The sequence below is a fragment of the Actinomycetes bacterium genome (assembly GCA_036000965.1).
Lineage (GTDB): Bacteria > Actinomycetota > CALGFH01 > CALGFH01 > CALGFH01 > DASYUT01.
In genome coordinates, this window is record DASYUT010000122.1 from 1 (window position 1) to 26782 (window position 26782).

Here is a 26782-nt window from a genome sequence, read left to right on the forward strand (position 1 = left end):
CGGACCTGCGCATCCGCTCGTGCACCCCCAGGGTGATGCGCTACAAGCCGGGCAGCCGCTGCACCATCCTCTACCAGCTCGACTACGAGGAAGGCGCGGCCGATCCGAGCTGGCCGGACGTGGTCGTGGCCAAGACCTACCACGGCGACAAGGGCCGGGTCGCCTGGGACGGCATGCGGGCCCTCTGGGAGTCCCCGATGGCCAGCAGCGGGGTCGCCATCGCCGAGCCGCTGGCCTTCGTGCCCGAGCTGAACGTCCTCGTGCAAGGCCCGATCCGCGAGGAGCAGACCCTCAGGGAGGGGCTGCAGGAGGCGCTGCGCACCGGCGACCCCGAGGCGGCGCGGGATCTTCGCGGCCTGATCGCGGGCACGGCGGCGGGCCTGGCCGCGCTGCACACCTGCGGCGTGCGGCTCGGGGAGCTGCTCACCTGGGAGGACGAGCTGGCAGAGGTCCGCGAGGTGATCGACCGGCTGGCCGCTTCCGCGCCCGAGCTGGGCGGCGCGGCCGAGCCGATGCTGGCCGGCCTGGAGGCGGTGGCCAGCGAGCACCCGACCGACCCAGCCGGGCCGGCGCACCGCAGCTTCCGCCCGCCTCAGGTCCTGCTCAGCGGGGGGCGGCTCGGCTTCATCGACTTCGACGGCTTCTGCCAGGCCGAGCCCGCCCTGGACGTGGCGCTGTTCCGGGCCACCGTCAAGAGCGTCGGCATGACCGCAGAGGGCGGCAAGGCAGCGTCGGCCAGCGCGGAGGACCGCCTGGCCCGCGGCAAGGAGCTCGCCGACCTGTTCCTCGACCGCTACGAGGAGCACGCGCCGATCTCACGCACACGGGTCGCCCTGTGGGAGTCGCTTGACCTGTTCACGATGGTCCTGCACAGCTGGACCAAGGCCAAGCAGGCCCGCCTGGGCGACGCCATGTTCATGCTCAGGGACCACCTGGCCACCATCCCGGCGCTCATCGGGGTCTGACCGAGATCCCGGCAGTCATCAAGGTCTGACCGAGTCACCGGAAGCGCGGCGAGGCCGGCCCGTCCACGGCAGCGAGCAGGCCGTCGGCCCTGCCGATCAGGGCCTCGGTGCGGGGCGCCCAGTCCGGGTCGAACAGGCGCACCCGCCGGACGGTGATCTTGGCCAGCACCAGCGCCTCGTAGAGGCGGGCGCGGAGCATCCGCGCAGACGACGCCCGGGCGTCGTAGCCGTCGAGGAAGCACCGCTGGGCCCACTCGAGCCCGCGACGGTCGCTGGCCGCGTGCCGCCAGTGGAGGTCGGCCAGGAACTTCCCGACGTCGAGGGCCGGGTCGGCCACCGAGCAGGTGTTGAAGTCGATCAGCGTGAGCCCGCTGCCCGAGACCCAGAGGTGATCGGTCTTGTAGTCGCCGTGCGCGAAGCCAGGCTCCTCCTGGGGCAGCCGGGCGTGCACCTCCCGGGCCCGGTCGAGGAGCCCGCTGATCTTCGCGCCCACCCCGGGGAGCAGGGGCTCGACGTGCTCGCTGGCCCGGGCGATGGCCCGCACCTCGGTGTCGAAGTCGCGGCCGGGGAGCTCCTCGGCGAGCCTCGGCGGGGCCTGCTGCAGCAGGCGCAGGGCGAGCCCGGCCCGCCCGAGCTGCCGGGCCAGCGCCTCCCCGGGCCGCCTGAAGCGGTCCGAGAGCGGGATTCCCGCCACCTGCGGGTAGAGGATGACCTCGTCGTCGGGCAGGTAGGCGAGGGGGCGGGCGGCGGTGACGCCGATCCCGGCCTCGGCCAGCCAGTCGGCGATCCGGACCGCCACCCGGTAGGAGCGGGCACCGTCACCGTCCCGGTAGAGCTTGGCGTAGACCGCCTGGCCGGGGTCTGCGCGCCCGCCCTGTTGGCCGGCCGGGTCGTAGCGCAGGACGTGCCGCTGGCCCGGGCGGTAGCGGACGGCCGTGACGGCGTACCCCGACGCTGGCGGCCTTGGCCGGGCCGCGCCATCCGCCTCGTAGGCGGCCGAGAGCATGTCGCGCACGTGCCCCGGGGCCGACACGCGCACGAGCTGCGGGTACCTGGTGTCCAGCGGCGAGACCAGGATCCGCATCCCGCAGTCCGGCATGGCCGACTGCAGCCGCTCGAAGGGGGCGGCCAGGCCCTGGCGTTCCGCCTCGGCCTGCATGGCCGACCCGCCAGGGTCCGGCTCGGGAGCCTGCCAGCCGCGGTCGCCGACCGGCGTCCAGGCCACGGCGACGGGCCGGCTGGCGTGTCCTTCGAGGCCCACGTCGTAGTAGGCGGTGAGCTTGCGGCCGGGCTTGAACTTCGCCCGGCGCAGGCGGCAGGGCCCCAGCCCGCCGCCGACGCCCAGCAGCGCGCGCAACTCCTCGCGCAGCGCCGAGCGCACCGGAGGGGCGCGCAGGGCCCAGCGCACACCCTCGACCCCTGCCCGGCCCGCCAGGGCGTCGGCGAGCCTCGCGCCGGACGCGCTCGCGAGCTGGCGGGTCGCAACCGTGGACGACATGCTCACCTTCGCTGTGCTCCCCCTCGCTGTGCTCCCCTCGATTCGAGTGTCCCAGCTCCCCGGACGGCTCCCGAGAACGGATCCACATGCGCACAACCAGGCCGATGTGTCAACGAGCAGGCGGATGTATCACAACCGGGCCCGGGAGCGTCTGTTACGTGAACGAAGCCCAAAAGATCATTGACAAGTCATGCACCTGGCGGATCATCTAGCAACGCTTCCGGAATTGCTTGGAATGGTCCCGGCTCTCTTCACCTGCCTGCCGGCGAGCGATCGCCATGACCTCCGTCCGCCACCCGGACGGAGAGGGGAGACAACGATGCGCCGAGCGCGCGTTCCCCACCTCGTCATCCTGCTCGCCACGGCCCTTGCCCTGCCGCTGGGCCTGGGTGTGTCCCCGGCCGCCGCCCACAAGCACCCGGGGGCGCCGGTCGTCGCCGAGCCCGCCGTCGTCTACGTCGAGACCTCGGTCCTCACCAAGATCAACGTCACCGAGCGCGGCTTCGGGGGCACCGTGACAACGCCCTACCAGCGGTCGTTCCCGCTCGGCAGGGGGAGCGGGTTCGTGGTCAACCCCGACGGCACGATCGTCACCGTCAGCCGGGCCGTCGGGGGCGGCGTCGGCGGGGCCGACATCGACGCCGCCGCGGACGCGTTCCAGGAGGGGTACCGCGACCTGAAGATCCCCAAGGAGTTCGTGCAGACGGGGTTCAAGGCGGTGCTCGAGTCCCCCGACAGCCCCAGGCGCGGCTGCTTCGACACCGACCCGACCCACTCGGCCTGCGTCGACTTCGCCAGGCCGGCGTTCCGGGTCTTCCCCTACGTGGCGGGCTCGGGCGCGGGCCTCAAGGCGACGGTCGTGCACGCCGGCAAGGCCGGTGGCGAGGTGGCGGTCCTGAAGGTGGACTCCAAGGAGGGCATGCCATCCGCCAACCTGGCCAGCTCCTCGGCCACGGCGGTGCCGTTCACCGTCCTCGGGTTCACCAGGCCGGTCGCCGGCCAGGACCGGCCCCAGAAGGTCGCCGGCCACTTCAAGAACGCACCAGGAGCCCGCACCATCGACTCCGACCCCAAGCAGACCAACGTCAACGACCTGCTCGCCAAGCTCGGCGGCGGCCTGGCCGGCGGCCCGCTCGTCAACGACGAGGGCCGGGTGATCGGCCTGGCCTCCAAGACCCCAGACGGCCAGCTCGACATCAGGTTCGTGGAGGCGATCCGGGAGGAGCTGAAGGCCAGCGGCGTGGAGCCGGCGCAGGGACCAGTGGACACCGCGTTCGCGGAGGCCAAGGGATACTTCGACGCCCGCCACTACAGCCCGGCGGTGACCCGCCTGCAGGACGTGCTGCGCCTGTACCCGCAGCACGCCCTGGCCAGGCAGCTCCTGGGCACCGCCGTGGCCAAGGCCGGCGGCCCGGAAGACCTCCACCCGCGCAACATGGGGACCGAGAGCGCGGGCGGGAGCGAGCGGGGACTGCTGTTCTGGGTGGCGGTGGCCGCCGGCGTGCTGCTGCTCGCCGGCCTCGCGCTCGCTGTGGCGTTCCGCGGCCGGTTCCGCCGCCCGGCCCCGCGCGAGGCACCCGCCGTCGCTGGCCGGCCGGCTTCGGCCGCGCCCCGGGGGGTGGTCAAGGTCGGCCCGGCGCCGCCGGGCGGGCCCCAGCCAGGGTCGCGGCGGCAGGAGCCGCCTGGCGACGGCGTGGTCACCGGCGCCTCCGTCGGCGCAGGCAGCCGCGGCCAGATGCAGGTCAGGACGGCCAAGGACCTGACCGGATCCAGGCCCAGCTTCTGCACCCAGTGCGGCAAGCCCCTGGCCGTCGGGCACCGGTTCTGCGGGTTCTGCGGGACCCGCGTGTCGAGCTAGGAGGAGGGTCCACCACGCAGGGGGAGGCATGGAGCAGCCGGAGACGAAGGCCAGGGCGATGCGAGATTTCGTGACGATCGGCTCGGAGGTCGCCGGGTACCGTATCGAGTCCTTCATCGGGCGCGGCGGCATGGCGGTCGTCTACCGCGCCGAGGACCTCCGCCTGACCCGCAAGGTGGCGCTCAAGCTGCTGGCTCCCGAGCTGTCCCAGAACGAACGGTTCCAGCAGCGGTTCATGCGCGAGTCGCAGCTCGCCGCCTCCATCGACCATCCCAACATCATCCCGATCTACGAGGCCGGCGAGGCCGACGGGCTGCTCTACATCGTCATGCGCTACGTGGAGGGCAACGACCTCAAGGTGCTGGTGGACCGGGAGGGCCCCCTGGACCCGAGCCGCACGGTGTCGATCTTCGCCCAGGTCGCCGGGGCGCTGGACGCGGCCCACGCCCGCGGCCTGGTGCACCGGGACGTCAAGCCGGGCAACATCCTGGTCGCGTCCGGGACCGGCTCGGAGACCCCCGACCACGTCTACCTCACCGACTTCGGCCTGACCAAGCGCTCCTCCTCGCTCTCGGGGTTCACCACCACGGGCCACTTCATCGGCACGATCGACTACATCGCGCCCGAGCAGATCTCCGGCAAGCCGGTCGACGGCCGCACCGACATCTACGCGCTCGGCTGCGTGCTGTACCAGTGCCTGACCGGGGAGCCGCCGTTCCAGCACGACGACGACACCGCGGTGCTCTGGGCCCACCTGGTGGGGGCGCCGCCCTCGCTCACCAGCCACCGTCCCGACCTACCTCCCGGCATCGACGCGGTGCTGTCCACCGCCATGGCCAAGGCGCCCGAGGACCGGTACGCCACCTGCCGCGACCTGGTGCGCGCGCTCCGCGTGGAGCTCGGGGAGCCATCCATGACGGCGGCCGCCACCGCCGCCGAGGAGGCCGCCGAGGAGGCCGCCGAGGAGGCCGCCCGCTACGGCGAGGTCGACCACGGGGGCGCCACACCCCCGGCCGAGGAGCCATACCCCGCCCTGCCCGACCCTGACCCGGAGGTCGACGCGAACGGCTGGCTCCTCCCGGACGAGGCCGAGCCGGCGGCCAGGCGGCCCCGGCGGCGCCAGCGCGACCCTGGCCGCGGGGGCCGCCGCGGCCGCACCGTGCCGCTGCTCCTGACCGTGCTCCTGCTGCTCCTGGCCGGCGCGGCCGGCCTGTACCTCGTGCGGCGGGGCGACGCGCCCAAGACGTTCAGCGCCAACGACGTCGCGCCCTTCTCGTTCCGCTACCCGGGCTCGTGGCGAGTCAACGAGCACTCCAACCTGTTCATCTCGTTCGCCCCCTATGATGCGACCGAGCTGTTCTCCGAGTCCAACTGGCGCAGCACCAACGCCGCCCTCCGGGACGACCCCGGGCGCGTGTGGGGGCTGTACACCAGGGTCAAGACCGCCGGGTTCGACGTCGGGCGGTCCCCCGACGACCTCGACGCGGAGCTGAGCGCCGCCCTGCCCGGCGACGTCAGCATCATCGACCACAAGCCCGGGGTGGTCCGGGTCGACGGCTTCCCCGCCGCCCAGGTCGAGGGCGAGGTGGCCGACCGGGGCAGCCAGAGCACGCTGCGGTTCGTGTACCTGGTCGTCCAGGTCGACGAGCGAGGGCCGCAAACGGTCCACCTGATCTTCTTCTCGTCCGCCGACGCCTTCGACGAAGGACGCCGGGGCGAGTTCGACCGCGTGATCGAGAGCGTCCGGTTCGACCGCGAGCGCCTCAAGATCCTGCACAGCTAGCTACGCCGCACCCTGGCCCCGTGTCGACGGCGACGCGCCCGACGCCGCGGTCGGGCGCGTAGGTGCTGGCGCCTGCGCCCAGAGGTTCCGGACGGCCTGACCGGTTCAACCGGAGGAACGCACGCCGGCACCTGCCATCCCTGACCAGGGATGGCAGGTGCCCGTGGTTAAATGACACCGATGTAGTCTGGCTCTCGGGGATGGCTTCATGCAGCGTGACACCGTGCAGTGTGCTCGTGCGGCGGCCTGGCTGGCGGGCGCCTCAGCGCCTTCCTGTCGGCAGGGTGCTGCCCTGGGCCGCGTTGAGCACTCGCCGCGCCGCTTCGACCGGGTCTGCCCGGACCTCGCACTCCCACAGCCGAACGACCACCCAGCCGGCATCCTCTGCCAGCTGCGTGGCGCGCCTGTCCCGCTCCTGGGTCCTGGCGATCTTGGTCTCCCACAGGCCGGCGTTGGGACCCCGAAAGCCCCGTGTCCGGCCGTGCGCTGGACACCCGTGCCAGAAGTCGCCGTCTACGAAGACGGCCACGTGGCGGCGAGGGAGCACCAGGTCTGGGGTGCAGCCATGGAGAAGCTGGCGGTGGAGACGAAACCGTGCGCCCGCTGCGTGCAGGGCACGCCGGAGCAGCAGTTCAGGCTCAGTGTCTTTGCTGCGGCGACCGCTAAGACCCTTGCTCGCCTCGGTCGAGACCCACTGCTCTCCCATGGAGCGCAATCATCCACAAGTCAGGCTGCACTGCCAACCTTGGCACAGACGTGGTTCTAGAGTCCCACCGCCACGCACACCAGAGAGGGGGGCTGCTTGTCAACGCTAACGGTGCAGGACGCACGCAGCCGAGGTGTCGCCGCTGACGCTGGCAGCGTGGAACGGCGCGGCTTTGCCTCCACCGGGCCAGAGGGCTCGTACTGGCTGCCCCCCCTGGTATCGCCAGGCAGGCAGTCTACTGCCGTCGACCTGTTCTGCGGGGCTGGAGGCGCGTCGCTCGGCCTGCTGAAGGCAGGGTTCGACCTGCGGCTCGGTATCGACATCGACCCGGCCTACGGCATGACCCACAGCGCCAACCTTGTCGGCAGGTTCATGGCGGCGGACCTTCGCCAGCTGGATGCCGACAAGATCAGCCAGGCCGCCGAGGTTGCGCCGGGGGAGCTGGACCTGCTCTTCGCAGGGCCGCCCTGCCAGGGCTTCTCCATGATGGGCGCCCGGGTGGTCTGGGACGAGCGCAACAACCTCTTCCGCGAAGTGCTGCGCGTCGCCTCAGGCCTTCGTCCGCGCGCCGTGGTAATTGAGAATGTCCCGGGCCTGCTCACGCTGGGCGGCGGCGCGTACCTGCGCGCGATCCTGCAGGGCCTGGCCGCGGCCGGGTACGTGGCCTCGTGCGCCGAACTGCTGGCAGCCCAGTACGGCGCACCCCAGATGCGCTGGCGGCTCGTTGTCATTGCCTGGCGGGCCGACCTGGGCATCCCGCCTGGCTATGGCTTCCCACCACCGACGCACGGCCACAGGAGTATCGGCGACCTCGTCTCCAACCGCACCGTGACCCGGGCGGACATGGTCGGCTTCGTTACCACCTACGCGGCGATCGGCGACCTGCCGGCGGTGCACGCCGGCGAGACGGTGGACCGGTACACCGGCAAGCCGGTGACTCCCTACCAAGAGCAGATGCGGGAGGGGCTGGGCGACGAGCTGTGGAACCACTACGCCGCGCGCCTCTCCAAGGCCAACCTCGCCAGGATCGCCGCTCTCAAGCCTGGCCAGGACTGGCGCGACCTGCCCTTCGAGCTGCTGCCGCCGGGCATGCAGCGGGCGCTGCGCAAGGACCACACCCGCCGCTACCGGCGCATGACCTGGGACGGAATTCCCCGTGCCGTGATCACGCGGTTCCGCGACCCGAAGACCGGCGAGTACACCCACCCCGAGCAGGACCGGACCATCTCGGTCCGAGAGGCGGCGCGCCTCCAGGGGTTCCCGGACCGCTTCGTCTTCCACGGCCACCGGTCCAGCCAGTACGAGCAGGTCGGCAACGCTGTTCCCGTGCAGCTCGCCAGGGCGGTGGCTGCCGAGGTGCTCTGCTGTCTGGACGGTCGCCCGACACACCGGCTGCACGAGCCCTTCCGCCGGCGGCCAGTTCCTGCGCTTGGCGTTCGCGGTGAGCTGTTGGATACTCTCGTCCCGGTATGATCATCAACTCCCACCGCAGCCCTCCAGGCGCTGGCAGACACGCGTGAGCCCAGCGTCCGCGCGGGGTCAGGCGGCTGGCCGACCTCACATCTCCGAGTGGTTCGGCCACCGGGTCTTCCCCGAGGTCTCAGGCTCTGCAGCCGCGCTCGCCGACTGGCGGGTCCAGCGCTGTCCCTTCCTGACCCTGGCCCTCAACCGGGACCAGCGCTGCGTCAAGGCAGCGAACTCCCAGGGCGTGTGCACCATCAGCGCTGTGAGCAACGGCCCCCGGCAGGACTGGCTCGTCTGCCCCTACCGCGCTCTTGACAACCGGCTGCTTGAGCAGATGGTCGGCCGCCTCTTCAGGCTCCCCAGCACCGCCTCGGTCGTGCTTGCACCGGTCGTCAACCTCGCCGACGAGGGCTTCCGCGACCGGGTCCTCCACGCGCTGGCGACACCGGACTCCCCTCGGCACTTCCTGTATTTCCAGGACAAGCTCGGCGGGGAGATCTCCCTGCCGAGGACCACTGCCTCTCCTGAGCTGTCGTTCGACATCACCATCGTCGAGCTGCTCGCGGATGGCACCCGTACAGTACCGGTGCACGAAGGGCCGGCCCCCGCAGGCGCCAGCCTGCAAGTCGGCAAGTACGGCGTCATCGAACTGCAGACGACCGACACGCACGGCAGCTACCGAGAGGCCGTCTCAGCGCTGCGCGGCGCGCTCGACCTGCACCCAAACGACTTCGCTGCGCAGGTCGCCAACAACCCCGAGTGGGCCGGACGCAAGATCGAGGGACCGAACATCTCCAACGTGTTCAAGCGGACCTTCTACCAGACTGCCTTCAAGTTCCAGGTTACCAAGCGCAGCACCTCGGTCGGCTGCGTGCTGGCCCTGCCCAGGCCGGTCTGGGACTCCTGGCAGCCCTTCCTCGGTGCACCCACGCTCCGCGAGCAGTCCGACGGCACTTGGCGGCTCCTTGACGACCGCTCACCAGAGCCAACGGACTGGATCTACGTGTTCGACATCGACGAGAAACCGGCCCCAGACGGCGGCCCGGCTCCGTTGCACGTGTGGCTCGTCATCGGCACTGACGCCGCCACGCTCAGCCGTGCCGCGCTCGACGTGGCTCCAGCCAAGGCGGTGGAGTACGGCGGGGCTGACGACGCCGTGCGCATGGCACTGATCAAGCGCCTTGGCGCCTACCTTCCTGGACTGGCCCGAACAGACACACAGCGCACCTGACCGCCAACCAGCTGAAGTCACTGCGAGTGCCTGTGCCATAGGCAGGCTGATCCCCGCTGGCGCGGCCGACTACCCGGCGGAGCCGGCTATCCCCGGGTCGAGGCCGGGGAGGCTGGCCAGGTAGCCGGCCGCGCCAGCGGCCAGGTGGGCGGTGCGCTGCCGGTACTCGGCCGTGCGACTCTGGCGCTGGTACAGCAGGCGGGGCTGGAGCAGCTCGCGGTCGTCGATCCCGGGCACCTCCGCGGCGACCTGGCCGGCCCCGTCCGGGTCGGCGTCCCAGGTGACCGTGCCCTCGGCCACGGCGGCGACGATGGCGGCGGTGTCGGCCACGGCGATCGCCTTGGACCGCCCGTCCGGCCGCTGCCCGCCGACCCGGCCGGTGTTGAGCAGGTACACCTCCATCGGGTGGTCGGCCAGCAGCTCGGCCAGCCGGTTGCCCTGCCTGGCGTACTCGTGGGCGAGCGGGTCGGCCCGGAGCGGGCCGCCGGACTCCTGCCGGCCCGCGGCGTCCGGGCCGCGGACCTGGCGGAGCAGGAACTGGCCGGCGGCCCGGCTGGAGTCGATCCGCGTGACCGCCGGGGTGACGTGCGCGTCCCGGTTGAGGATCAGCAGGATCGAGGCGGGCGGCACCTGGCCGGGCGGGAAGCGGTCGACCGAGCGCAGGTTGAACACCACGCGCCCGTGCGGGGTGCGGGACCGGTCCAGGAAGTCGAGCTCGCCGCCGTGCTGGGCGACGTTCTCGAGGTAGGCGTCTGGCCCGGTGGCGGCCGCGTGGATCACGGGCTGCAGGAGCGGGTCGAGGCCGTAGGTCTTCTCGATGCAGCCGTCCTCGCTGGCGAGCACCTGCCCGCCCGGGAACAGCCCGACGAAGTCGTCCTGGACCACCCGCGAGCCGTCGTGACGGGCGAAGGTGGTGGTCGACTTGCCGGTGCCCGACTGGCCGACGACGAGCATCGTCCTCGGCCCCCGGGTGGTGGGGACCACCTTGCAGGCCGCGTGCATGACCAGGCCGCCCGCGTCGTGGACGCGGCCGCTCCACATCCGCATGACCGCCTTCTTGGTCTCGCCGAAGTAGTCCGAGCCGATGACCCGGGTGACACCCTCCTCGGGCCAGACCGCGACCACGCGGCCGCCGGCGTAGCCGGGGACGCCCAGGTTGGGCGTGCAGACCACGGTCAGCTCCGGGGTGAACGGCGCGCCAGCGGCCAGGGGGTCGAAGTACAGGTGCCGCTGCATGCCGGCGATGTTGGCGTTGGCCCGCTCGACGATCAGGCGGACCGCGGTGCGCAGCCGGCCGGCGTGGCCGATGAAGCCGTCGACCACCACCATGTCCTGGTCCTGGACGTAGGCGTCCTGGACCGCCGCGACCAGCGCCCCCTCGGCCCGGCCGATCGTCTGCCCCGGGTGCCGGTGTGGACGGTCGGTGACGACGAAGGTGGAGTTCCGCGCCCGGTCCTGCACCCGGGTCTGCACGTTCACGCTGGCGTACCGGGTGGGGCGGGCGCCGGGCATCGACTCGGCCAGCTCGTGCACCTCGTCCCCGGACGGGCGGAAGCTGATCGACCTGGCCTTCAGGCCAGCATCTACGGGCAGGGTGAGCGTCATGGTCGTCCCCTCGACGGACTCGTTGAACACCCTCAGCGTGGCCGACCGGGGCCGGCCGGACCAGGGACCCGAGGGATGAGGTCCACCGCCCCGGGGGGTGGAACGACCCCACCCTAGGTGGAGCCCGAGCGCCGGCCGCGCGGGCGCCCGTGCCATGGGGCGCCCGTGCCATGGGGCCGGCGCGGCCTTCCGGGCGGCCCGTGCCATGCTGATCGCCGATGTCGACCGGGCCTACGGTGCCGTGGGCCGGGGCGAGCGCCGGCCGGGCCTTCTCGCCCCGAGGCCGGTGGGATACGATCCAAGCCCGAAAGGAGGCAGGCTTGGGCCGATCGAGCGGTCGGCGCGTCCCCGACGATGGCTGACCATTCCGCTTCGGCTTCCTCCGAGCCCGGTCCTCGAGCGGCTCCTGAGCGCCGTGCCGCGCCCTTCCTCGCCTACCGGGACGGCGAAGGCCGGCAGCAGCTCGTCATGCTCGACGAGCTGGCGTCCCCCGTCACCATCGGCCGCAGCGCCGCAGCCGGCATCCGGCTCGACTGGGACGACGAGGTCTCCCGCCTGCACGCCGAGCTCGCGCGGGTCGGCGCCGACTGGACGATCGTCGACGACGGCCTGTCGCGCAACGGCACCTACGTCAACGGCGAGCGCATCAGCGGGCGGCGGCGCCTGCGGGACGGCGACAACCTGCGCTTCGGCGCCACCACGATCCTGTTCCGGGCCCAGCGCGACCGCGAGTCCCCCACGGCCGCCGCCAGCAGTCTGCCCACCCTCATGGCGCTGTCGGAGGCCCAGCGCCGGGTGCTGACCGCCCTGTGCCGCCCCTACAAGCACTCCCACCCCTATGCCACCCCGGCCACCAACCAGCAGATCGCCGACGAGCTGTTCCTGAGCGTCGACGCGGTCAAGACCCACCTGCGGGCCCTGTTCCAGAAGTTCGGGGTCGAGGAGCTGCCGCAGAACCAGAAGCGGGCCCGGCTGGTGGAGCGCGCGTTCCTGGCGGGGCTGATCTCCGAGCGGGACCTGTGACCAGTCGCGGCCCGGCGCCGGCCACACGGTGAGGGAGAGCTTGGCCGGCACCCGCGACCCGTGAGCACAGGAGCCTGCAGCGTGTACGACCAGGACATCCAGTCGGTGCTGCTCGACGAGCGCCAGATCCGCGAGAAGGTGGCCGAGCTGGCTGCCCGCATCTCAAAGGACTACGAAGGCCGCGACGTGGTCCTGGTGGGGATCCTCAAGGGCGGGGTGATCCTCATGGCCGACCTGTCGCGGACGCTCACCGTGCCCCACGAGGTCGACTTCATGGCCGTCTCCTCCTACGGCGCAGCCACCGAGAGCTCCGGGGTCGTCCGGCTCCTCAAGGACCTGGACCTCGACATCCAGGGCCGGCACGTCATCCTCGTCGAGGACATCGTCGACTCCGGCCTGACGCTCGAGTACCTGGTCGAGACGCTGCGCCCGCGCCGCCCGGCCTCGCTCGAGGTCTGTGTCCTGCTCATGAAGCCAGAGATGCTGCAGACCGACCTCAAGGTCAAGTACAAGGGCTTCGACATCCCCCCGGCGTTCGTCGTCGGGTACGGGCTCGACTACGCCGAGCGCTACCGCAACCTGCCGTACGTGGCCACGCTCAAGCCCGAGGTGTACCGGCAGGGCGGCGGCGCCGGTTAGGGTTCCGGGGACCGCAGCTCCAACGACGGAGGAGGTAGGGGTTGGACGTCGCAACGGCCCTCGACCGGCTGCCAAAGGTCGAGCTGCACTGTCACGTCGAGGGGACGATGCGCCCAGGGACCGTGGTCGAGCTTGCCCGGAAGAACGGCGTCCCGCTGCCGTCGCCCGACCCGACCGAGCTGTACCGCTACTCGAGCCTGGACACCTTCCTCGAGGTCTTCTGGCTGGTGCAGTCGACCCTGGCCACCCGCGACGACTGGTCCCGGCTCGCCTACGAGAGCATCGTCGACGGCGCCGCGCATGGCCTCGTCTACCGCGAGACCTTCTTCACCCCGGCCCGCCACCTGGAGGCCGGCCAGGACCTCGCGGACGTGATCGCCGGGCTGGCCGAGGGGATCGAGCTGGCCGAGGCCGAGACGGGCGCCCGTGCCATGCTGATCGCCGACGTCGACCGGGCCTACGGCGGCCAGGCCGGGCGGGAGATGGTCGAGCGGCTGGTCGAGCTGCGCCGGGCGGGCAGCCCGGGCACCGAGCGGGTGCTCGGGGTCGGGCTCGACTCGACCGAGCTCGGCGTCGACCCGGCCGACTTCGCCGACGCGTTCGAGCTGGCCGGCAAGGCCGGGCTGCGCCGCACCTCCCACCAGGGCGAGGAGACCCCGCCGGGCCACATCTGGGCTGGCCTGGACGTGCTGGGGTCGGAGCGGATCGACCACGGCCTGTCCAGCCTGCAGGACCCCGAGCTGGTCCGCCGGCTCGCCGGCGAGCGGATCCCGCTCACGGTCTGCCCGAACTCCAACGTCCTGATCGCCAACGCGGTTCCCCGCCTCGAGCTGCACCCGTATCCGAAGATGCGCCAGGCCGGCCTGCTCGCCACGCTGAACACCGACGACCCGGCCCTGACCGACCTCGACCTCGGCCAGGAGTACCGCTCGGCCATGGACGCGTTCGGCTTCACCTGGGACGACATGGTCCAGATCGCGCTCGACGGGGCCGAGGCGACCTGGCTGGACGACGGCGACAAGCGCGCCCTGCGCGACCGCATCGGCACCGACGCAGCCCGGCTCGGCGCTGAGCTGGACTGAGCACCCGGGCCAGCGCCTGGGCCGCGGTCAGGCCGAGCGGGCGGGCGCTCGCTTCGGCGATCAGGCCCTGCTCGGTCAGGTCCATGCCGGCGCCAAGGGCGCCGGGCGGCCCCGACCGGCCGGGACCTTCCCCAGCCCGGGCATGCTCAGCCTCCCCGGCTCGGGCCGGCGTCTTGGGGTTCGAGCCCGACGACGTGCTCGGGACGGATCGGCACCCGCGTGAGCGGGCGGCCGGTGGCGGCGCGTACGGCCGCGACGATCGCCGGCGTGGACGAGATCGTGGGCGGCTCCCCCACCCCCTTCACGCCGTAGGGCGAGGTGGGGTCGCCGAGCTCCAGGACGTCGGTCCGGACCGGCGGCATGTCGAGCACGGTGGGGATGAGGTAGTCGGTGAACGACGGGTTGCGCACCTTGCCGCCGGCGACCTGGACCTCCTCCATGAGCGCGAGCCCGAGGCCCTGCGCGATGCCGCCCTCGATCTGGCCCTCGACCGCCTGCGGGTTCAGGGCCCGGCCGACATCCTGGGCGGTGGCGATCTCCACCACCTTGACCAGCCCGAGCTCGGTGTCGACGTCGACGACCGCGCGGTGGGCTGCGAACGCGAACGCGAGGTGCGCGTCGCCCTGGCCGGTCTCGGGATCCAGCGGGGAGGTCGCCCGGTGGTGGTGCTCACGGGTCTCCTCGACCGTCTGGCGGCCGAGCAGGTCGGCCAGGGTGACCAGCACGCCGGCGGGCGGGCCGGCCTCCGCTGCTGCGGGCGGGCCGGCCTCCGCTGCTGCGGCCGGGCCGGGCTCCGCTGCTGCGGCCGGGGCGACCACTACGGCGCCGGGGAGGGCGAGGCCGCCGGGGGGGTCCGGGGGGGCGCTCTCCGCCCCCCCGGTCGATCGGGCCACCACGGCACCGCCGGCGAGGGCGAGGGCGCCGGGGTCCCGGCCGAGCCGCTCGGCGGCCAGCCGCAGGACGCGGGCGCGGACCGCCTCGCACGCGGCCTTGACCGCGCCGCCGGTCATCCACGTCTGGCGCGACGCCGACGAGGACCCGGCCGAGCCGACCTGGGTGTCGGCGGGCAGCACGACCGCGCGCTCGACCCCCAGCTCGGTGCGGGCGATCTGGGCCTGGATGGTCACCAGCCCCTGGCCGACCTCAGCTGCGGCCGTGTGGACCTCGGCGAGCGGCTCGCCGGCCACGACCGAGAGCCGGACGAGGGCTGTGGCGTAGTCGTCGAAGCCCTCCGAGTAGCCGACGTTCTTGAAGCCGACGGCATAGCCGACGCCGCGCCGCACCCCTTCGCCGTGGGTGGTGTTGGACACCCCGCCGGGCAGCTCCCGCAGGTCCACTCTGGCCTCGCGCGCCTCAGGCGAGCAGACCTCGCCCGCCTCAGGCGACAGCGCCTCGGGCGCCTCGGGCGAGAGGGCCTCGCGCGCCTGGGGCGACAGCGCCTCGCCCGCCCGCCCGGATGGCAGGGGCACGGCCCGCACTCGCCCCAGGAGCTCGGCCACGGGCGCCGGCCCCGCCACGCGCTGCCCGGTCGGCAGCGCCGTGCCTGTGGCCATCGCGTTGCGCAGGCGCAGCTCGACCGGGTCCATCGCGAGGGCGGCGGCCAGCTTGTCCATCTGCGACTCGTAGGCAAAGCAGGTCTGCACCGCGCCGAACCCGCGCATCGCCCCGCATGGCGGGTTGTCGGTGTAGGCGACCCAGCAGTCGATGGTCGCGCTCGGCACCTCGTACGGCCCGACCGCGAAGCAGGCGGCGTTGGAGCAGACCGCGGTCGAACTCGACGCGTAGGCGCCGCCGTCGAGCACGATCCGGGCCCGTACGTACACCAGGCGGCCCTCGCGGGTGGCCCCGTGCTCGTAGGCGAGCCGGGCCGGGTGCCGGTGCACGTGCCCGAAGAACGACTCCTCGCGGGTGTACATCATCTTCACGGGGCGGCCTGTGCGCAGCGCGAGCAGGCAGGCGTGGATCTGGATCGAGAGGTCCTCGCGGGCCCCGAACGCCCCGCCGACGCCGGCCAGGGTGATGCGGACCTGCTCCGGGGGCAGGCCGAGGCTGGCCGCGAGCTGGTCCCGGTCGACGTGCAGCCACTGGGTGGAGACGTACAGGTCGACGCCGCCCTCGCCGTCGGGCACGGCCAGCCCGGACTCGGGCCCGAGGAATGCCTGGTCCTGCATGCCGACCTCGTACTCGCCCCGGACCACGACGGCGGCGGCCGCCTGCTGGTCGCCGTGGCGGATGCGGATGTGGCGGAGCACGTTGCCGCCCGGGTGCAGGGCTGGCGCGTCCCCGGCGATGGCCGCCTCCGCGTCCACCACCGCCTCCAGCTCCTGGTAGTCGACGCGCACCCGCTCGGCCGCCCGCCTGGCCGTCTCCGGGTGGTCGGCGGCGACCAGCGCGACCGCCTCACCCTGGTAGCGGACGTCCTCCCAGGCCAGCACCGGCTGGTCGGGGATCTCGAGCCCGTAGGTCTTGCGGCCCGGCACGTCCTCGTGGGTGAGGACCGCGAGCACCCCCGGGGTGGCCAGCGCCTCGGCCACCTCGACGGAGCGGATCCGGGCCCGCGGGTGCGGGCTGCGCACGGTCGCGCCCCAGAGCATCCCCTCGGCCCACAGGTCCGAGGAGTAGGCGAAGTCCCCCTTGACCTTCAGGGTGCCGTCGGGCCGGCGCGGGCTCTCGCCGATCCCGCCGGTGACCGGCGTTGGCGGCGCCGGGCGGTGCCTGGTGGGCAGCGTGGGCGCCGTGGGCGCCGTGGGGGTGGGGCTCACAGGCGCCCTCCCGTGCGCTCGGCGGCCAGCCGCACCGCGTCGAGGATCTTCTCGTAGCCGGTGCAGCGGCACAGGTTGCCGGCCAGGGCCTCGCGGACCTGCGCGTCGTGCGGGTCGGGGTTGCGCCGCAGCAGGTCGTGGGTTGCCACCACCAGGCCGGGGGTGCAGAAGCCGCACTGGACCGCGCCGGCCTCCACGAACGCCTCCTGCACCGGGTGGAGCTCGTCGCCCTCGGCGAGTCCCTCGACGGTCACGATCTCCGCCCCCTCGGCCTGGCCGGCCAGGACCAGGCAGGCGCAGACCAGGGTCCCGTCCAGGTACACCGAGCAGGAGCCGCACTCGCCCTGCTCGCAGGCGTTCTTGGAACCAGGCAGACCGAGCCGCTCACGCAGCACCCAGAGCAGGCTCTCGCCCTCCCAGACCCCGTCGGCGTCGCGGGGCTCCCCGTTCACCGTGCAGGTCACGCGCATGTGCAGCTCCTCCTCACCGTGGCCCCCCCGGGTCCTGGGATGCGTACTCCTCCCAGGCCCAGGCGAGCGTGCGCCGGGCCAGCACGGCGAGGGCGTGGACCCGGTAGGCAGCGGTGCCGCGCACGTCGTCGATGGGCTGGGCGGCCCGGCCGGCCAGCTCGCCGAAGCGGCGCAGGGCCGCGTCGCCGACAGGTGCGCGCGACTCCCACGCGCCCTCGTCGGCGAGCACGCCCTCCAGGAACCGCTCCGCCTCCCCGGCCGCCAGCGGCGTCGGCCCGGCCGAGCCGATCCCGGTCCTCACCGTGCGGCGCCCGGGGTCCAGCGCGAGCGCGAACGAGCAGACCGCGATCACCATCGCATTGCGGGTGCCGACCTTGGCGAACTGCTGCGGGCCGGGCGCCGGAGGCACGTGGAACGCGGCGATCAGCTCGTCGGGCCGGAGCACGTGCCGCTTGGGCCCGGCGAAGAACTCGGCCACCGGGATGCGCCGGGTGCCGCCCACCGAGGCCGCCTCGACCTCGGCGCCCGCCGCGAGCAGCGGCGGGTGGGCGTCACCGGCCGGCGAGGCCGAGCCCAGGTTGCCGCCGACCGTGCCCCGGTTGCGGATCTGGGGCGACCCGACCGTCCGGGAGGCGATGGCCAGGCCGGGCAGGTCGCCGGCGAGCTCGGCGATCACCCGGGTGTAGGTGACGCCCGCACCGACCCGCAGCCACCCGTTGTCACGCCCCCACTCGGCCAGCTCCGGCACCCGGGTCAGGTCGAGGATCGCCTCGGGACGGCCGCGGTCGAAGTTCAGCTCCACCATCACGTCGGTGCCGCCCGCGATCGGCTGCGCCTCGGGGTGCTCGGCCTTGGCCGCCAGCGCCTCGTCCCAGCTTCTCGGCTGCAGGAAGTCCACGTCGCCTCCCTCCTCGCGCCGCGGCGGGTGCCTGGCTGAGCGAACTCTACGGCAGTCACCCGCTGGGTGGCCCCTGGTCGGCATCGCCTTCCTCGTCGCCGCCGGCCGGGGCGCCCGCGGGCCCGCCAGCTGGGGCGCCCGAGGGCCCGCCGGCCGAGGCGCCCGCGGGCCCGCCAGCCGGGGCGTCCGAGGGTCCGCCGGAGACCCGGGCCTGCTCGTCGACGAGCCTGTGGAACTGGGTGAACACCTCGTCGACGAAGGCGCCGTCGAGCCAGCCCAGGAAGTTGAGCAGGTCGGCCGAGCTGAAGCGCCCGCGCATCAGGTGCCCGTTCTCGAATCCCCAGCGCGCCTGCGTGTCGGGCACGCCGAGATCCTCGTAGCGGAGCGGGTGGCCGGCCCGGGCGAGGCTCCTCACGACCTTCTCAGGCGTGTCGACCAGCTCCGCGAGCCGGGCTCGCCGCCCGGGCCAGTCGCGCAGGAACGCCTCGAAGCGCGGACGCGCGTTCTGCCAGTCCTGAAGCTTGGGCTTGTAGCTGGTCCAGCACTCGTCGGCCATGGCGCCGGACGGGTCGATCGCGTCGAAGGTCGCCCGCACCCGCGGCTCCATCTGCCCAACCGTCGGGTAGCAGGCGTCGAGGTCGACCTTGTCGGGCCGGAGGTCCTGAAGCAGCCGCTGCCAGGCGATCGCGCAGACGATGGTGCTGACGCCGCACTGGCAGCCGTGGCTTCCCACCGGCCGCCCGTGGTGCTCGGCGCTCATGTCCAGCATGTGGCTGACCACGTGCTCGTACCCTGACAGGGGCGAACTCTGCCCGGCCAGCGTCATCGCCAGGCCGCCAAGTGCCGACAGCTTGGCCAGCGTCTGCATGCCTTCCAGGCTGCGGGCGCCGAAGGCGGCCGCCTGCTCGGGTGAGAACAGCAGGTCGCGGACGTCGGCCAGGATGTCGAACGAGGCCGGGGTGTAGGTGGTGATCCCGAGCTCGGCACCGAGGTACCAGTCGCCGAACGAGACCGCGGTCACCGCGAGGTCCCCGATCCCCCCCAGGGTGTACTCGAACGGGGCGTCGCGCAGGATGCGCGCGTCCAGCACCAGCGCGTCGGGCAGCCGCGACGGCCAGGTCCGCTTGACCCCGTCCTTGGTGATCGTGGCCATCCCCGAGCTGAACGCGACGACCGAGTTGGCCGTCTGCACCTCCACGAAGGGGATGCGCTCGCCCGTCTCCTGCTCATGCGTGTGACAGGCGTGCTTGGTCACGTCGCAGAGCTTGCCGGAGCCGAGGGCCAGCGCGGTCCGGTCCGGGCGGAGACGCACGCGTACCTGGTCGACCTCGGCGAAGTCCGAGTGCATGGAGCCGTTCCGGTCGCCGAGCTCGAGCACCTCCACCGCGAAGCCGGCCCTCCTGAGCTGGTCGTGGACCATCGGCTTGAGGTCGGCGCCGTCGCGGGCGAACCGTCGCCGGTCCTGGATGAGCAGGATCTCCCGCGACCCGCCGGGGGCCAGGTCGCGGAGGAGCCCGGGCAGGGCGTCGAGCGCGTCGGGGCCGGCTTCGACGCGGCCGAGGTCCACTCCGGGCAGCTCGGCAGCGTCCGGCCGGGCGGCGATGGCCTGCCGCAGCCGCTCCATGTCCGCCGGATCCAAGCGGAAGCGGGGCGAGGCGGTCGGCTGGTCGGTCTGCATGTGCCACCCCTTGTCTCAGGCTACGAGACCCCGAGGAGCCGCTGGACCGGATCGATCGCGAAGTAGACGACGAACAGGGCCGCGATCACCCAGAGGAGCAGGCCGGGCTCGCGCCACCGGCCCCTGGCCGCCTTGATCACGACGTAGGCGATGAAGCCGGCGCCGATGCCGTTGGTGATCGAGAAGCTGAACGGCATCAGCACGATGGTGAGGAACGCGGGGATGGCCAGGTCCAGCTCGGTCCAGGGGATCTCCCGCACCTGCATCATCAGCAGGAACCCCACGAGCACCAGCGCAGGCGAGGCGGCCTCGTAGGGGACCACCTCGACGAGCGGGGTGAGGAACAGCGCCACCAGGAACAGCAGCCCGGTCACCACGCTGGCCAGGCCGGTCCGGGCGCCCTCCCCCACCCCGGCGGCCGACTCGATGTAGGTGGTGTTCGACGAGCAGGAGGCGGCCCCGCCGGCGGCGGCCGCGGCGCTGTCGACCAGCAGGACGTTCCGGATCCCAGGGAGCCGGCCCTCCCGGTCGAGCAGGCCGGCCTGGGCGCCCACGCCGATGACCGTGCCCATGGTGTCGAAGAAGTCGCTGAGCATCAGGGTGAACACGAACAGCGCGGCCACGACGATGCCGGCCTGCGCGAACCCGCCGCCGAGGCTGAACGCACCGAGCAGCCCGAAGTCGGGGGAGCCCACCACCCCGGACGGCAGCTGCGGCACCGTGAGGGCCCAGCCGCCCGGGGTGACCTTGCCGGCCGCGTCGATGCGGGGCGGCACGTCGGCGATCGCGTTGACGATGATCGCGAAGATCGTGGTGGTCACGATGCCGAGCAGGATCGCGCCACGCACCCGGCGCGCGACGAGCACCATCACCAGCAGCAGCCCGAAGCAGAACACCACGGTCGGCCAGCCGATCAGCCGGTTGCCCACGCCGAGCCCGACCGGCACGGGCGTGTTGGCGGCGTCGGGGAGCCGGCGCACGAAGCCGGCGTCCACGAACCCGATGAACGCGATGAACAGGCCGATGCCCACACCGATCGACTGCTTGAGAGCCAACGGGATCACGTCCATCACCGCCTGCCGCAGGCCGGTCAGCACGAGCAGCAGGATCAGCAGCCCCTCGAGCACCACGATGCCCATGGCCGCGGGCCACGACATCTGGCTCGCGAGCTGGAAGGCGACCACGGCGTTGAGCCCGAGCCCGGCCGCGATGGCGTACGGGTACCGCGCGACCAGGCCCATGAGCAGCGTCATCACCGCGGCGACGAGGGCCGTGGAGGTGGTGAGCTGGCCCAGGTCGAGGCGGCGGCCGCTGACGTCGGCCGCGCCGCCCAGGATCAGCGGGTTGAGCACGACGATGTAGGCCATGGTGAAGAACGTGGCGAAGCCGCCGCGGACCTCGCGGTCGACCGTGGAGCCGCGCTCGGAGATGCGGAAGTAGGCGTCGAGCCGGGAGCGGGGGCGCCCGGCCTCGGGCTCGGCCGGGGCGTGGTACTCGGTAGCCATGCGGTCCTCCACTTGGGGTTGATCGGCCTCAGTACGACCGGGGCAGGCCGAGGGAGTGCTCGGCCACGTAGTTGAGGATCATCTCGCGGCTGACCGGGGCGGTGCGCAGCACCCTGGCCATGCCCCACAGGTCGGCCAGGCCGTACTCGCTCGCGAAGCCGTTGCCGCCGTGGGTCTGGATGGCGGCGTCGATCGCCTGCAGCCCGGCCTCGGCAGCGGCGTACTTGGCCATGTTGGCGGCCTCCCCGGCGCCGGGCAGCCCCGAGTCGTGGGCCCAGGCGGCCTTCTGCGTCATCAGGCGCGCGAGCTCGACGTTGATGTAGGCGACCGCCAGCGGGTGCGAGAGGCCCTGGTGGGCGCCGATCGGCGCGCCCCAGACCTGCCGCTGGTTGGCGTAGGCGGCGGCCTTGCCAAGGGCGTAGCGGGCGATGCCGTTGATGCCGGCCGCGCCGATGATGCGCTCGGGGTTCAGGCCCAGGAACACCTGGCGCAGCCCGTCGCCCTCGGTGCCGAGGAGCCGGTCGGCGTCCACCTCCACGTCGTCGAAGAACAGGGTGAACTGCTTCTCCGGGGCGGCGATCTCGAGCGGGATGAGGGTGCGCTCGAGCCCGGCCGCGTCGGCGTCCACCAGGAACAGCGACAGCCGGCCCCGGCCGGTCGCCTCGTCCGTGCCGGTCCTGGTCACCACCAGGACCGCGTCCGCCTCGTCGACCCCGGAGATGTAGTACTTGGTGCCACGGAGCCGCCAGCGGTCGCCGTGGCGGGCCGCGACGGTCGCCAGCCGGTGGGAGTTGGACCCGGCGTCCGGCTCGGTGATCGCGAACGACAGCTTCAGCTCGCCGCTGGCCAGGCCCGGCAGCCAGCGGTCGCGCTGGGCGTCCGTGCCGTACCTGGCGATGATCGTGGCGCAGATGGCCGGCGAGACCATCAGCAGCATGAGCGGGCAGCCGTGGGCGCCGAGCTCCTCGGCCACCACGGCCAGCTCGGCGATGCCCATGCCGCCGCCGCCGTACGCCTCGGGCACGTTCACGCCCAGGTAGCCGCCCCGGCCGACCGCCTGCCACAGCTCGGTGGTGTGCTCGCCGGCCTTGACCTTGGCCGCGAAGTAGTCGTGGCCGAAGTCGGCGGCGATCTTGCCGACCGCCTCGCGCAGCATCGCCCGCTCGGTCGTCTCCTGGAAGTCCATGTCAGCCTCCTGTGCTGCTCGCCCCGTCCCGCGGGAACTGGCCGGGACGCCGGCCGGCTCCGGGCGGCCCGTTGAAGACCTGCGCGATCGCCATCCACCCGACGGCCGACTCCCCCTCCACCTCGAGGCCGGTGTCGGCCACGTGGCGGCGCTGGCAGACGACCAGGCAGAAGTCGAGCGCCGTGCCACGCACCCGGTCCGGCCAGCGCTCGTCGCCCCAGGTCCAGCGGCCGCCGCCGGGTGCGCCGAGGTCGATGAACACCCCGTCGCGGGGCGGATCGAGGCCACGGGTCGCGTATGACCAGGGCCGGGCGAGGACGCCGAGGTGGGCGACGTGCCGCAGCCGGGCGGTCGGCACCCGCTGCACGCCGAGGCCGTCGACCACGTCCTGGCCGTGGGCCCAGGTCTCCATCAGCCGGGCGGTCACGAACGACGGGGCGCTCATGGTCACGCCGAACCAGGGGATGCGGTCCTTGGCGTGGAGCCCGGCCACGGTGTCGAGCAGAGCCGCTCCCTCCCCCCGCCACCAGGCCAGCAGCTCGGCCGGGTTGAGCCCGCGGCCCTTGCGGAGGTGGATGGCCATGAGCTCGTCGGTGCTGGTCACCCCGGCGACCGCGGCAGCCAGCGCCTCGTGGTCGTTGACGGCCAGCCGGGCCGCCCCGTCGAACCAGGCCAGATGGCTGATCTGGTCGCGCACCATCCAGCCTTCGGCGGGGGTGGCGCGGTCCCAGTCCTCGTCGTCGAGCTCGGCCACCAGGCCGTCGAGCGCGGCTTGCTCGCCGGCCAGGTCGGCACAGATCTCCTGCACGCCGGCCACGGTCATCGCTCCTTCCCGGGCGCCAGCCTGACTCGGCCATCGCCGGCACCGCCTGACGCGGTCGAGGCCCCACCGGGGGGCGGGGCGCCCTCCTCGTCGAGCACGGCGAGGACCATGCCGGCGTCGACCTCCTGGCCCTCGGCGACCAGGACCTCGCGGACCCGGCCAGCGCGCGGGGCGGCGACGTGGTGCTCGGTCTTCATCGCCTCGACCACCACCAGGACCGCGCCGGCCGGCACGAGGTCCCCGGGGGCGGCGGCGACCCTGCGGACGACCCCCGGCAGCGGGGACTCGAGCGACCCGGCCGGCCGGGGCTCGGCCGGCTCCCCGAACCGCGGGCGCTCCCGCAGCGTGGCATGTCCGAGCGCGCTGTCGACGAAGTGGAGGTCGCCGACCCGGTGGACCTCGAAGCGGCGCCGCACCCCACCGGCCTCCAGGTCGACCAGGTCGGGCCGGCACGACCGGACCCGGACCCCGCGGAGGGACTCGCCGTCGACGGCGAGCTCGAACCCGGACCGGCCGAGCTGGTAGCCGACCGAGACCGCCCCGGCGGCCCCCTCGAACACCACATGCTGCGGCTGCGAGGGGTTGTTGCGCCACCCGGGTGGGATGCCTGGGTGGATGGTCGCGGCGGCCACCCGCCCGGCCTGGGCGGCCAGCGCGGCGGCCACGGCGTGGAGGCGCCCGGCGGGCGGGTGCCGGTCGAGGAACCCGGTGTCGACGTCGCCGGCCAGGAACGCCGGGTGGCGCAGCACGCCGACCAGCAGCTCCCGGTTGGTGGCCGGGCCGTGCAGGCGGGCGCCGGCCAGGGCGGCGGCGAGCAGCCCGGCCGCCTCCCGGCGGGTGTGGGCGTGGGCGATCACCTTGGCCAGCAGCGGGTCGTAGTGGACCCCGACCACCGACCCGTCGGCCACCCCGGCGTCGACCCGCAGGCCCGGCCGCTCCTCGATGCGGAAGCGGTGCAGCATGCCAGCGGTGGGCAAGAAGCCGCGCACGGGGTCCTCCGCGTAGAGCCGCGCCTCGATGGCATGGCCGGCCATGCGGGCGCCGACGACCTCCTCGGGCAGGGGCGCACCCTCGGCCACCAGGAGCTGGAGGCGGACCAGGTCGAGGCCGGTGACGGCCTCGGTCACCGGGTGCTCGACCTGCAGGCGGGTGTTCATCTCCAGGAACAGCAGCTCGCCGGCGGGGGTGAGCAGGAACTCCACCGTGCCCGCGCCGACGTAGCCGACCGCCTGGGCGAGGGCGACCGCCGCCTCGCCGAGCCGGCGCCGCAGGCCGGCGTCGACCGCCCGGGACGGCGCCTCCTCGACCAGCTTCTGGTGCCGGCGCTGGACCGAGCACTCCCGCTCGAACAGGTGCACCACCCGGCCGTGGGCGTCGCCGAGGACCTGGATCTCGACGTGCCTGGCCGCCTCCACGTAGCGTTCCAGCAGCACGGCGTCGCTGCCGAAGGCCGTGGCCGCCTGCCGGTGGGTGGCGGCCACCGCGCCGGGCAGCTCGCCCGGGTCCCGGACCACGCGCATGCCGACCCCGCCTCCGCCCAGGGCCGCCTTGACCATGAGCGGCCAGCCGACCGTCTCGGCGGCCGCGAGCAGCGCCCCCCGGTCCAGCCCGGTCGCGTCGGCGCCGGGCGCCACCGGGATCCCCGCCGCGGTCGCCAGCCGCCGGGCCTCACGCTTGTCGCCCATGGCGGCGATCGCCTCGGGCGGCGGCCCGACGAACACCAGGCCGCGCTTGCGGCAGGCGCGGGCGAAGTCGGCGTTCTCGGCCAGGAAGCCATAGCCGGGGTGGACCCCCTGGGCCCCGGTCCGCTCGGCCGCGTCGAGGATCGCGTCGGCCCGGAGGTACGAGTCGGCCGGGGCGGCGCCCCCGAGGGGCACCGCCTCGTCGGCCTCGGCAACGAACGGCGCGCCCGCGTCGGGGTCGGAGAACACCGCGACCGTGGCGATGCCCATCGCCCGGCAGGTCCGCATCACCCGGCTGGCGACCTCGCCCCGGTTGGCGACCAGCAGCCGCTCGATCACATCCGGAACACCCCGAACCCGTCCGTGCCCTTCACCTCCCCCGAGTGGCAGGCCGACAGCGCGATGCCGAGCACCGTACGGGTGTCGCGCGGGTCGATCACGCCGTCGTCGTAGAGCAGCCCGGTGTTGAACAGCGCCCGCGACTCCGCCTCGATCTGCCCCTCGACCGCCTGGCGCATGGCCTGGTCGGCGGCCTCGTCGAAGGGCCGGCCGGCCGCCTCCGCCGACTGGCGCGCCAGGATCGACATGACCCCGGCGAGCTGCTCCGGGCCCATCACCGCGGTCTTGCTCGCCGGCCAGGTGAACAGGAAGCGCGGCTCGTAGGCGCGGCCGGCCATGCCGTAGCCGCCCGCCCCGTAGGAGGCGCCGAAGATTACCGTCAGGTGCGGGACCGTGGAATTGGAGACCGCGTTGATCATCTTGGCGCCGTCCTTGATGATCCCCTGCTGCTCGTAACGCTTGCCGACCATGTAGCCGGTGGTGTTCTGCAAGAAGACCAGCGGCAGGTCTGCCTTGTTGGCGAGCTGGATGAAGTGCGCCGCCTTGTTGGACTCCTCGCTGAACAGCACGCCCTGGGCGTTGGCGACCACGCCCACAGGGAAGCCGTGGATTGACGCCCAGCCGGTCACCAGGTTGGCGCCGTACAGCGGCTTGAACTCGTCGAACCGGGAGCCGTCCACCACCCGGGCGAGGATCTCGCGCACGTCGGCCGGCTGCTTCAGGTCGACGGGCGCAAGGCCCAGCAGCTCCTCGGGGTCGCAGCGCGGCTCGTCGGCGCGTCCGGTTGGCCCCGGGCCGAGCTTGCGCCAGTTGAGATCGCGGACCACCTGGCGCCCGAGGCGGATGCAGTCGCGCTCGTCGACGGCGAGCAGATCCGCCAAGCCCGAGGTGCGGGCGTGCATCTCGGCGCCGCCCAGCTCCTCCTCGTCGGCCTCCTCGCCGATGGCGACCTTGACCAGCGGCGGGCCGCCAAGGAACACCTTGGCCCGGCCGGCGACCATGATGGTGTGGTCCGACATGCCCGGCACGTAGGCGCCGCCGGCGGTCGAGTTGCCGAAGACCAGCGCGATCGTGGGGATGCCGGCGCGCGACAGGCGCGTGAGGTTGCGGAACACCGCCCCGCCGGGAATGAAAATCTGCGCCTGGGTCGGCAGGTCGGCGCCGCCAGACTCGATGAGCTGCAGCAGCGGGAGCCGGTTGTGCTCGGCGATCTCCATCGCCCGCAGCGTCTTCTTGAGGCCGAACGGGTTGGTGGCGCCGCCCCGGATGGTCGGGTCGTTGGCGACGATCACGCACTCGACACCGCAGACCACGCCGATGCCGGTGACGCCGCTGGCGCCGACGTGGAAGTCAGTGCCCCAGGCGGCCAGGGGCGACAGCTCCAGGAACGGCGCGTCCTGGTCCAGCAGCAGCTCCACCCGCTCCCTGGCGAGCAGCTTGCCCCGCTTCCGGTGGCGGGCGACATAGCGCTCGCCGCCACCCGCCCTGCTCTGCGCGAGCTGCTCGGAGATCTCCTCGAGCAAGTTCAGATTCGCGCTCCGGTTGGCGCGATAGGTCGCGGACGCCCGGTCGAGCCGGCTTGCCA

At 73.2% G+C, this 26782-nt stretch carries 19 protein-coding genes and 1 pseudogene; 8 read left to right on the forward strand and 12 right to left on the reverse strand.

Annotated features, from left to right (window positions below):
• Positions 1–965 (forward strand): phosphotransferase (locus VG276_10015; GenBank protein ID HEV8649719.1); only part of this gene is annotated, 965 nt, incomplete at its 5' end.
• 34 nt (positions 966–999) lie between these two features.
• On the opposite strand, the gene VG276_10020 is transcribed toward VG276_10015, so the two are convergent.
• Positions 1000–2463 carry an aminoglycoside phosphotransferase family protein gene (locus VG276_10020; GenBank protein HEV8649720.1) on the reverse strand — a complete coding sequence of 488 codons (1464 nt, stop codon included), beginning with the start codon at positions 2461–2463 and terminating at the stop codon, positions 1000–1002.
• Between the two features lie 319 nt (positions 2464–2782).
• Between VG276_10020 and VG276_10025 the strand changes: the two genes are divergently transcribed.
• Positions 2783–4321 (forward strand): trypsin-like peptidase domain-containing protein, encoded by a 1539-nt coding sequence (locus tag VG276_10025; GenBank protein ID HEV8649721.1) that lies wholly within the window; start codon positions 2783–2785, stop codon positions 4319–4321.
• Between the two features lie 28 nt (positions 4322–4349).
• Positions 4350–5213: pseudogene (locus tag VG276_10030) on the forward strand (serine/threonine-protein kinase).
• Between the two features lie 1153 nt (positions 5214–6366).
• Here the strand turns inward: VG276_10030 and VG276_10035 are convergent.
• Positions 6367–6810, reverse strand: coding sequence for a very short patch repair endonuclease (locus tag VG276_10035; GenBank protein ID HEV8649722.1), 444 nt, complete (start codon positions 6808–6810; stop codon positions 6367–6369).
• Positions 6811–6966: 156 nt separating this feature from the next.
• Between VG276_10035 and VG276_10040 the strand changes: the two genes are divergently transcribed.
• Both VG276_10040 and VG276_10045 read left to right on the forward strand, forming a co-directional pair.
• Positions 6967–8283, forward strand: coding sequence for a DNA cytosine methyltransferase (locus VG276_10040; protein ID HEV8649723.1), 1317 nt, complete (start codon positions 6967–6969; stop codon positions 8281–8283).
• A 43-nt stretch (positions 8284–8326) separates the two neighbouring features.
• Positions 8327–9505, forward strand: a complete 1179-nt coding sequence (locus VG276_10045) for a hypothetical protein (GenBank protein HEV8649724.1) — start codon at positions 8327–8329, stop codon at positions 9503–9505.
• Positions 9506–9574: 69 nt separating this feature from the next.
• On the opposite strand, the gene VG276_10050 is transcribed toward VG276_10045, so the two are convergent.
• Positions 9575–11110 (reverse strand): phosphoenolpyruvate carboxykinase (ATP), encoded by a 1536-nt coding sequence (locus tag VG276_10050; GenBank protein HEV8649725.1) that lies wholly within the window; start codon positions 11108–11110, stop codon positions 9575–9577.
• 468 nt (positions 11111–11578) lie between these two features.
• Here VG276_10050 and VG276_10055 point away from each other — a divergent pair, with 468 nt between their 5' ends.
• The 3 genes from VG276_10055 (at position 11579) to add (ending at position 13854) form a co-directional block, all read left to right on the forward strand.
• Entirely contained in the window at positions 11579–12133 is a 555-nt protein-coding gene (locus VG276_10055) for an FHA domain-containing protein (protein ID HEV8649726.1), read from the forward strand.
• A gap of 81 nt (positions 12134–12214) precedes the next feature.
• The gene (gene hpt, locus VG276_10060) at positions 12215–12772 is read left to right on the forward strand and encodes a hypoxanthine phosphoribosyltransferase (protein ID HEV8649727.1); all 558 of its coding nucleotides are present in this window, start codon (positions 12215–12217) and stop codon (positions 12770–12772) included.
• Between the two features lie 41 nt (positions 12773–12813).
• Positions 12814–13854 (forward strand): adenosine deaminase, encoded by a 1041-nt coding sequence (add, locus tag VG276_10065; protein ID HEV8649728.1) that lies wholly within the window; start codon positions 12814–12816, stop codon positions 13852–13854.
• A gap of 146 nt (positions 13855–14000) precedes the next feature.
• Here add and VG276_10070 read toward each other — a convergent pair whose 3' ends face one another.
• From VG276_10070 to VG276_10110, 9 genes are all read right to left on the reverse strand, one after another.
• Positions 14001–16580: a molybdopterin cofactor-binding domain-containing protein gene (locus tag VG276_10070; GenBank protein ID HEV8649729.1), complete on the reverse strand. Its 2580-nt coding sequence runs from the start codon at positions 16578–16580 to the stop codon at positions 14001–14003.
• Positions 16581–16612: 32 nt separating this feature from the next.
• Entirely contained in the window at positions 16613–17086 is a 474-nt protein-coding gene (locus VG276_10075) for a (2Fe-2S)-binding protein (protein ID HEV8649730.1), read from the reverse strand.
• Positions 17087–17099: 13 nt separating this feature from the next.
• Positions 17100–17984: an FAD binding domain-containing protein gene (locus VG276_10080; GenBank protein ID HEV8649731.1), complete on the reverse strand. Its 885-nt coding sequence runs from the start codon at positions 17982–17984 to the stop codon at positions 17100–17102.
• Positions 17985–18039: 55 nt separating this feature from the next.
• Positions 18040–19662: an iron-containing alcohol dehydrogenase gene (locus VG276_10085; protein HEV8649732.1), complete on the reverse strand. Its 1623-nt coding sequence runs from the start codon at positions 19660–19662 to the stop codon at positions 18040–18042.
• A gap of 20 nt (positions 19663–19682) precedes the next feature.
• Complete coding sequence (locus VG276_10090; protein ID HEV8649733.1) at positions 19683–21167, reverse strand: NCS2 family permease; 1485 nt, start codon at positions 21165–21167, stop codon at positions 19683–19685.
• Positions 21168–21195: 28 nt separating this feature from the next.
• Positions 21196–22353 (reverse strand): acyl-CoA dehydrogenase family protein, encoded by a 1158-nt coding sequence (locus VG276_10095; protein HEV8649734.1) that lies wholly within the window; start codon positions 22351–22353, stop codon positions 21196–21198.
• 1 nt (position 22354) lies between these two features.
• Positions 22355–23176 carry a TIGR03084 family metal-binding protein gene (locus VG276_10100; GenBank protein ID HEV8649735.1) on the reverse strand — a complete coding sequence of 274 codons (822 nt, stop codon included), beginning with the start codon at positions 23174–23176 and terminating at the stop codon, positions 22355–22357.
• Positions 23173–25197 (reverse strand): biotin carboxylase N-terminal domain-containing protein, encoded by a 2025-nt coding sequence (locus VG276_10105; GenBank protein ID HEV8649736.1) that lies wholly within the window; start codon positions 25195–25197, stop codon positions 23173–23175. The genes VG276_10100 and VG276_10105 overlap by 4 nt, the downstream gene beginning before the upstream one ends.
• Positions 25194–26782: carboxyl transferase domain-containing protein (locus VG276_10110; GenBank protein HEV8649737.1), on the reverse strand; the 1589-nt coding region annotated here is incomplete at its 5' end. The genes VG276_10105 and VG276_10110, both read right to left, overlap by 4 nt.

Coding starts and splice junctions, on each gene's coding strand:
- VG276_10020 (HEV8649720.1), bottom strand. CDS start 2,463: ATGTCGTCCACGGTTGCGACCCGCCAGCTCGCGAGCGCGTCCGGCGCG.
- VG276_10025 (HEV8649721.1), top strand. CDS start 2,783: ATGCGCCGAGCGCGCGTTCCCCACCTCGTCATCCTGCTCGCCACGGCC.
- VG276_10035 (HEV8649722.1), bottom strand. CDS start 6,810: ATGGGAGAGCAGTGGGTCTCGACCGAGGCGAGCAAGGGTCTTAGCGGT.
- VG276_10050 (HEV8649725.1), bottom strand. CDS start 11,110: ATGACGCTCACCCTGCCCGTAGATGCTGGCCTGAAGGCCAGGTCGATC.
- VG276_10055 (HEV8649726.1), top strand. CDS start 11,579: ATGCTCGACGAGCTGGCGTCCCCCGTCACCATCGGCCGCAGCGCCGCA.
- VG276_10075 (HEV8649730.1), bottom strand. CDS start 17,086: ATGCGCGTGACCTGCACGGTGAACGGGGAGCCCCGCGACGCCGACGGG.
- VG276_10085 (HEV8649732.1), bottom strand. CDS start 19,662: ATGCAGACCGACCAGCCGACCGCCTCGCCCCGCTTCCGCTTGGATCCG.
- VG276_10090 (HEV8649733.1), bottom strand. CDS start 21,167: ATGGCTACCGAGTACCACGCCCCGGCCGAGCCCGAGGCCGGGCGCCCC.
- VG276_10095 (HEV8649734.1), bottom strand. CDS start 22,353: ATGGACTTCCAGGAGACGACCGAGCGGGCGATGCTGCGCGAGGCGGTC.
- VG276_10100 (HEV8649735.1), bottom strand. CDS start 23,176: ATGACCGTGGCCGGCGTGCAGGAGATCTGTGCCGACCTGGCCGGCGAG.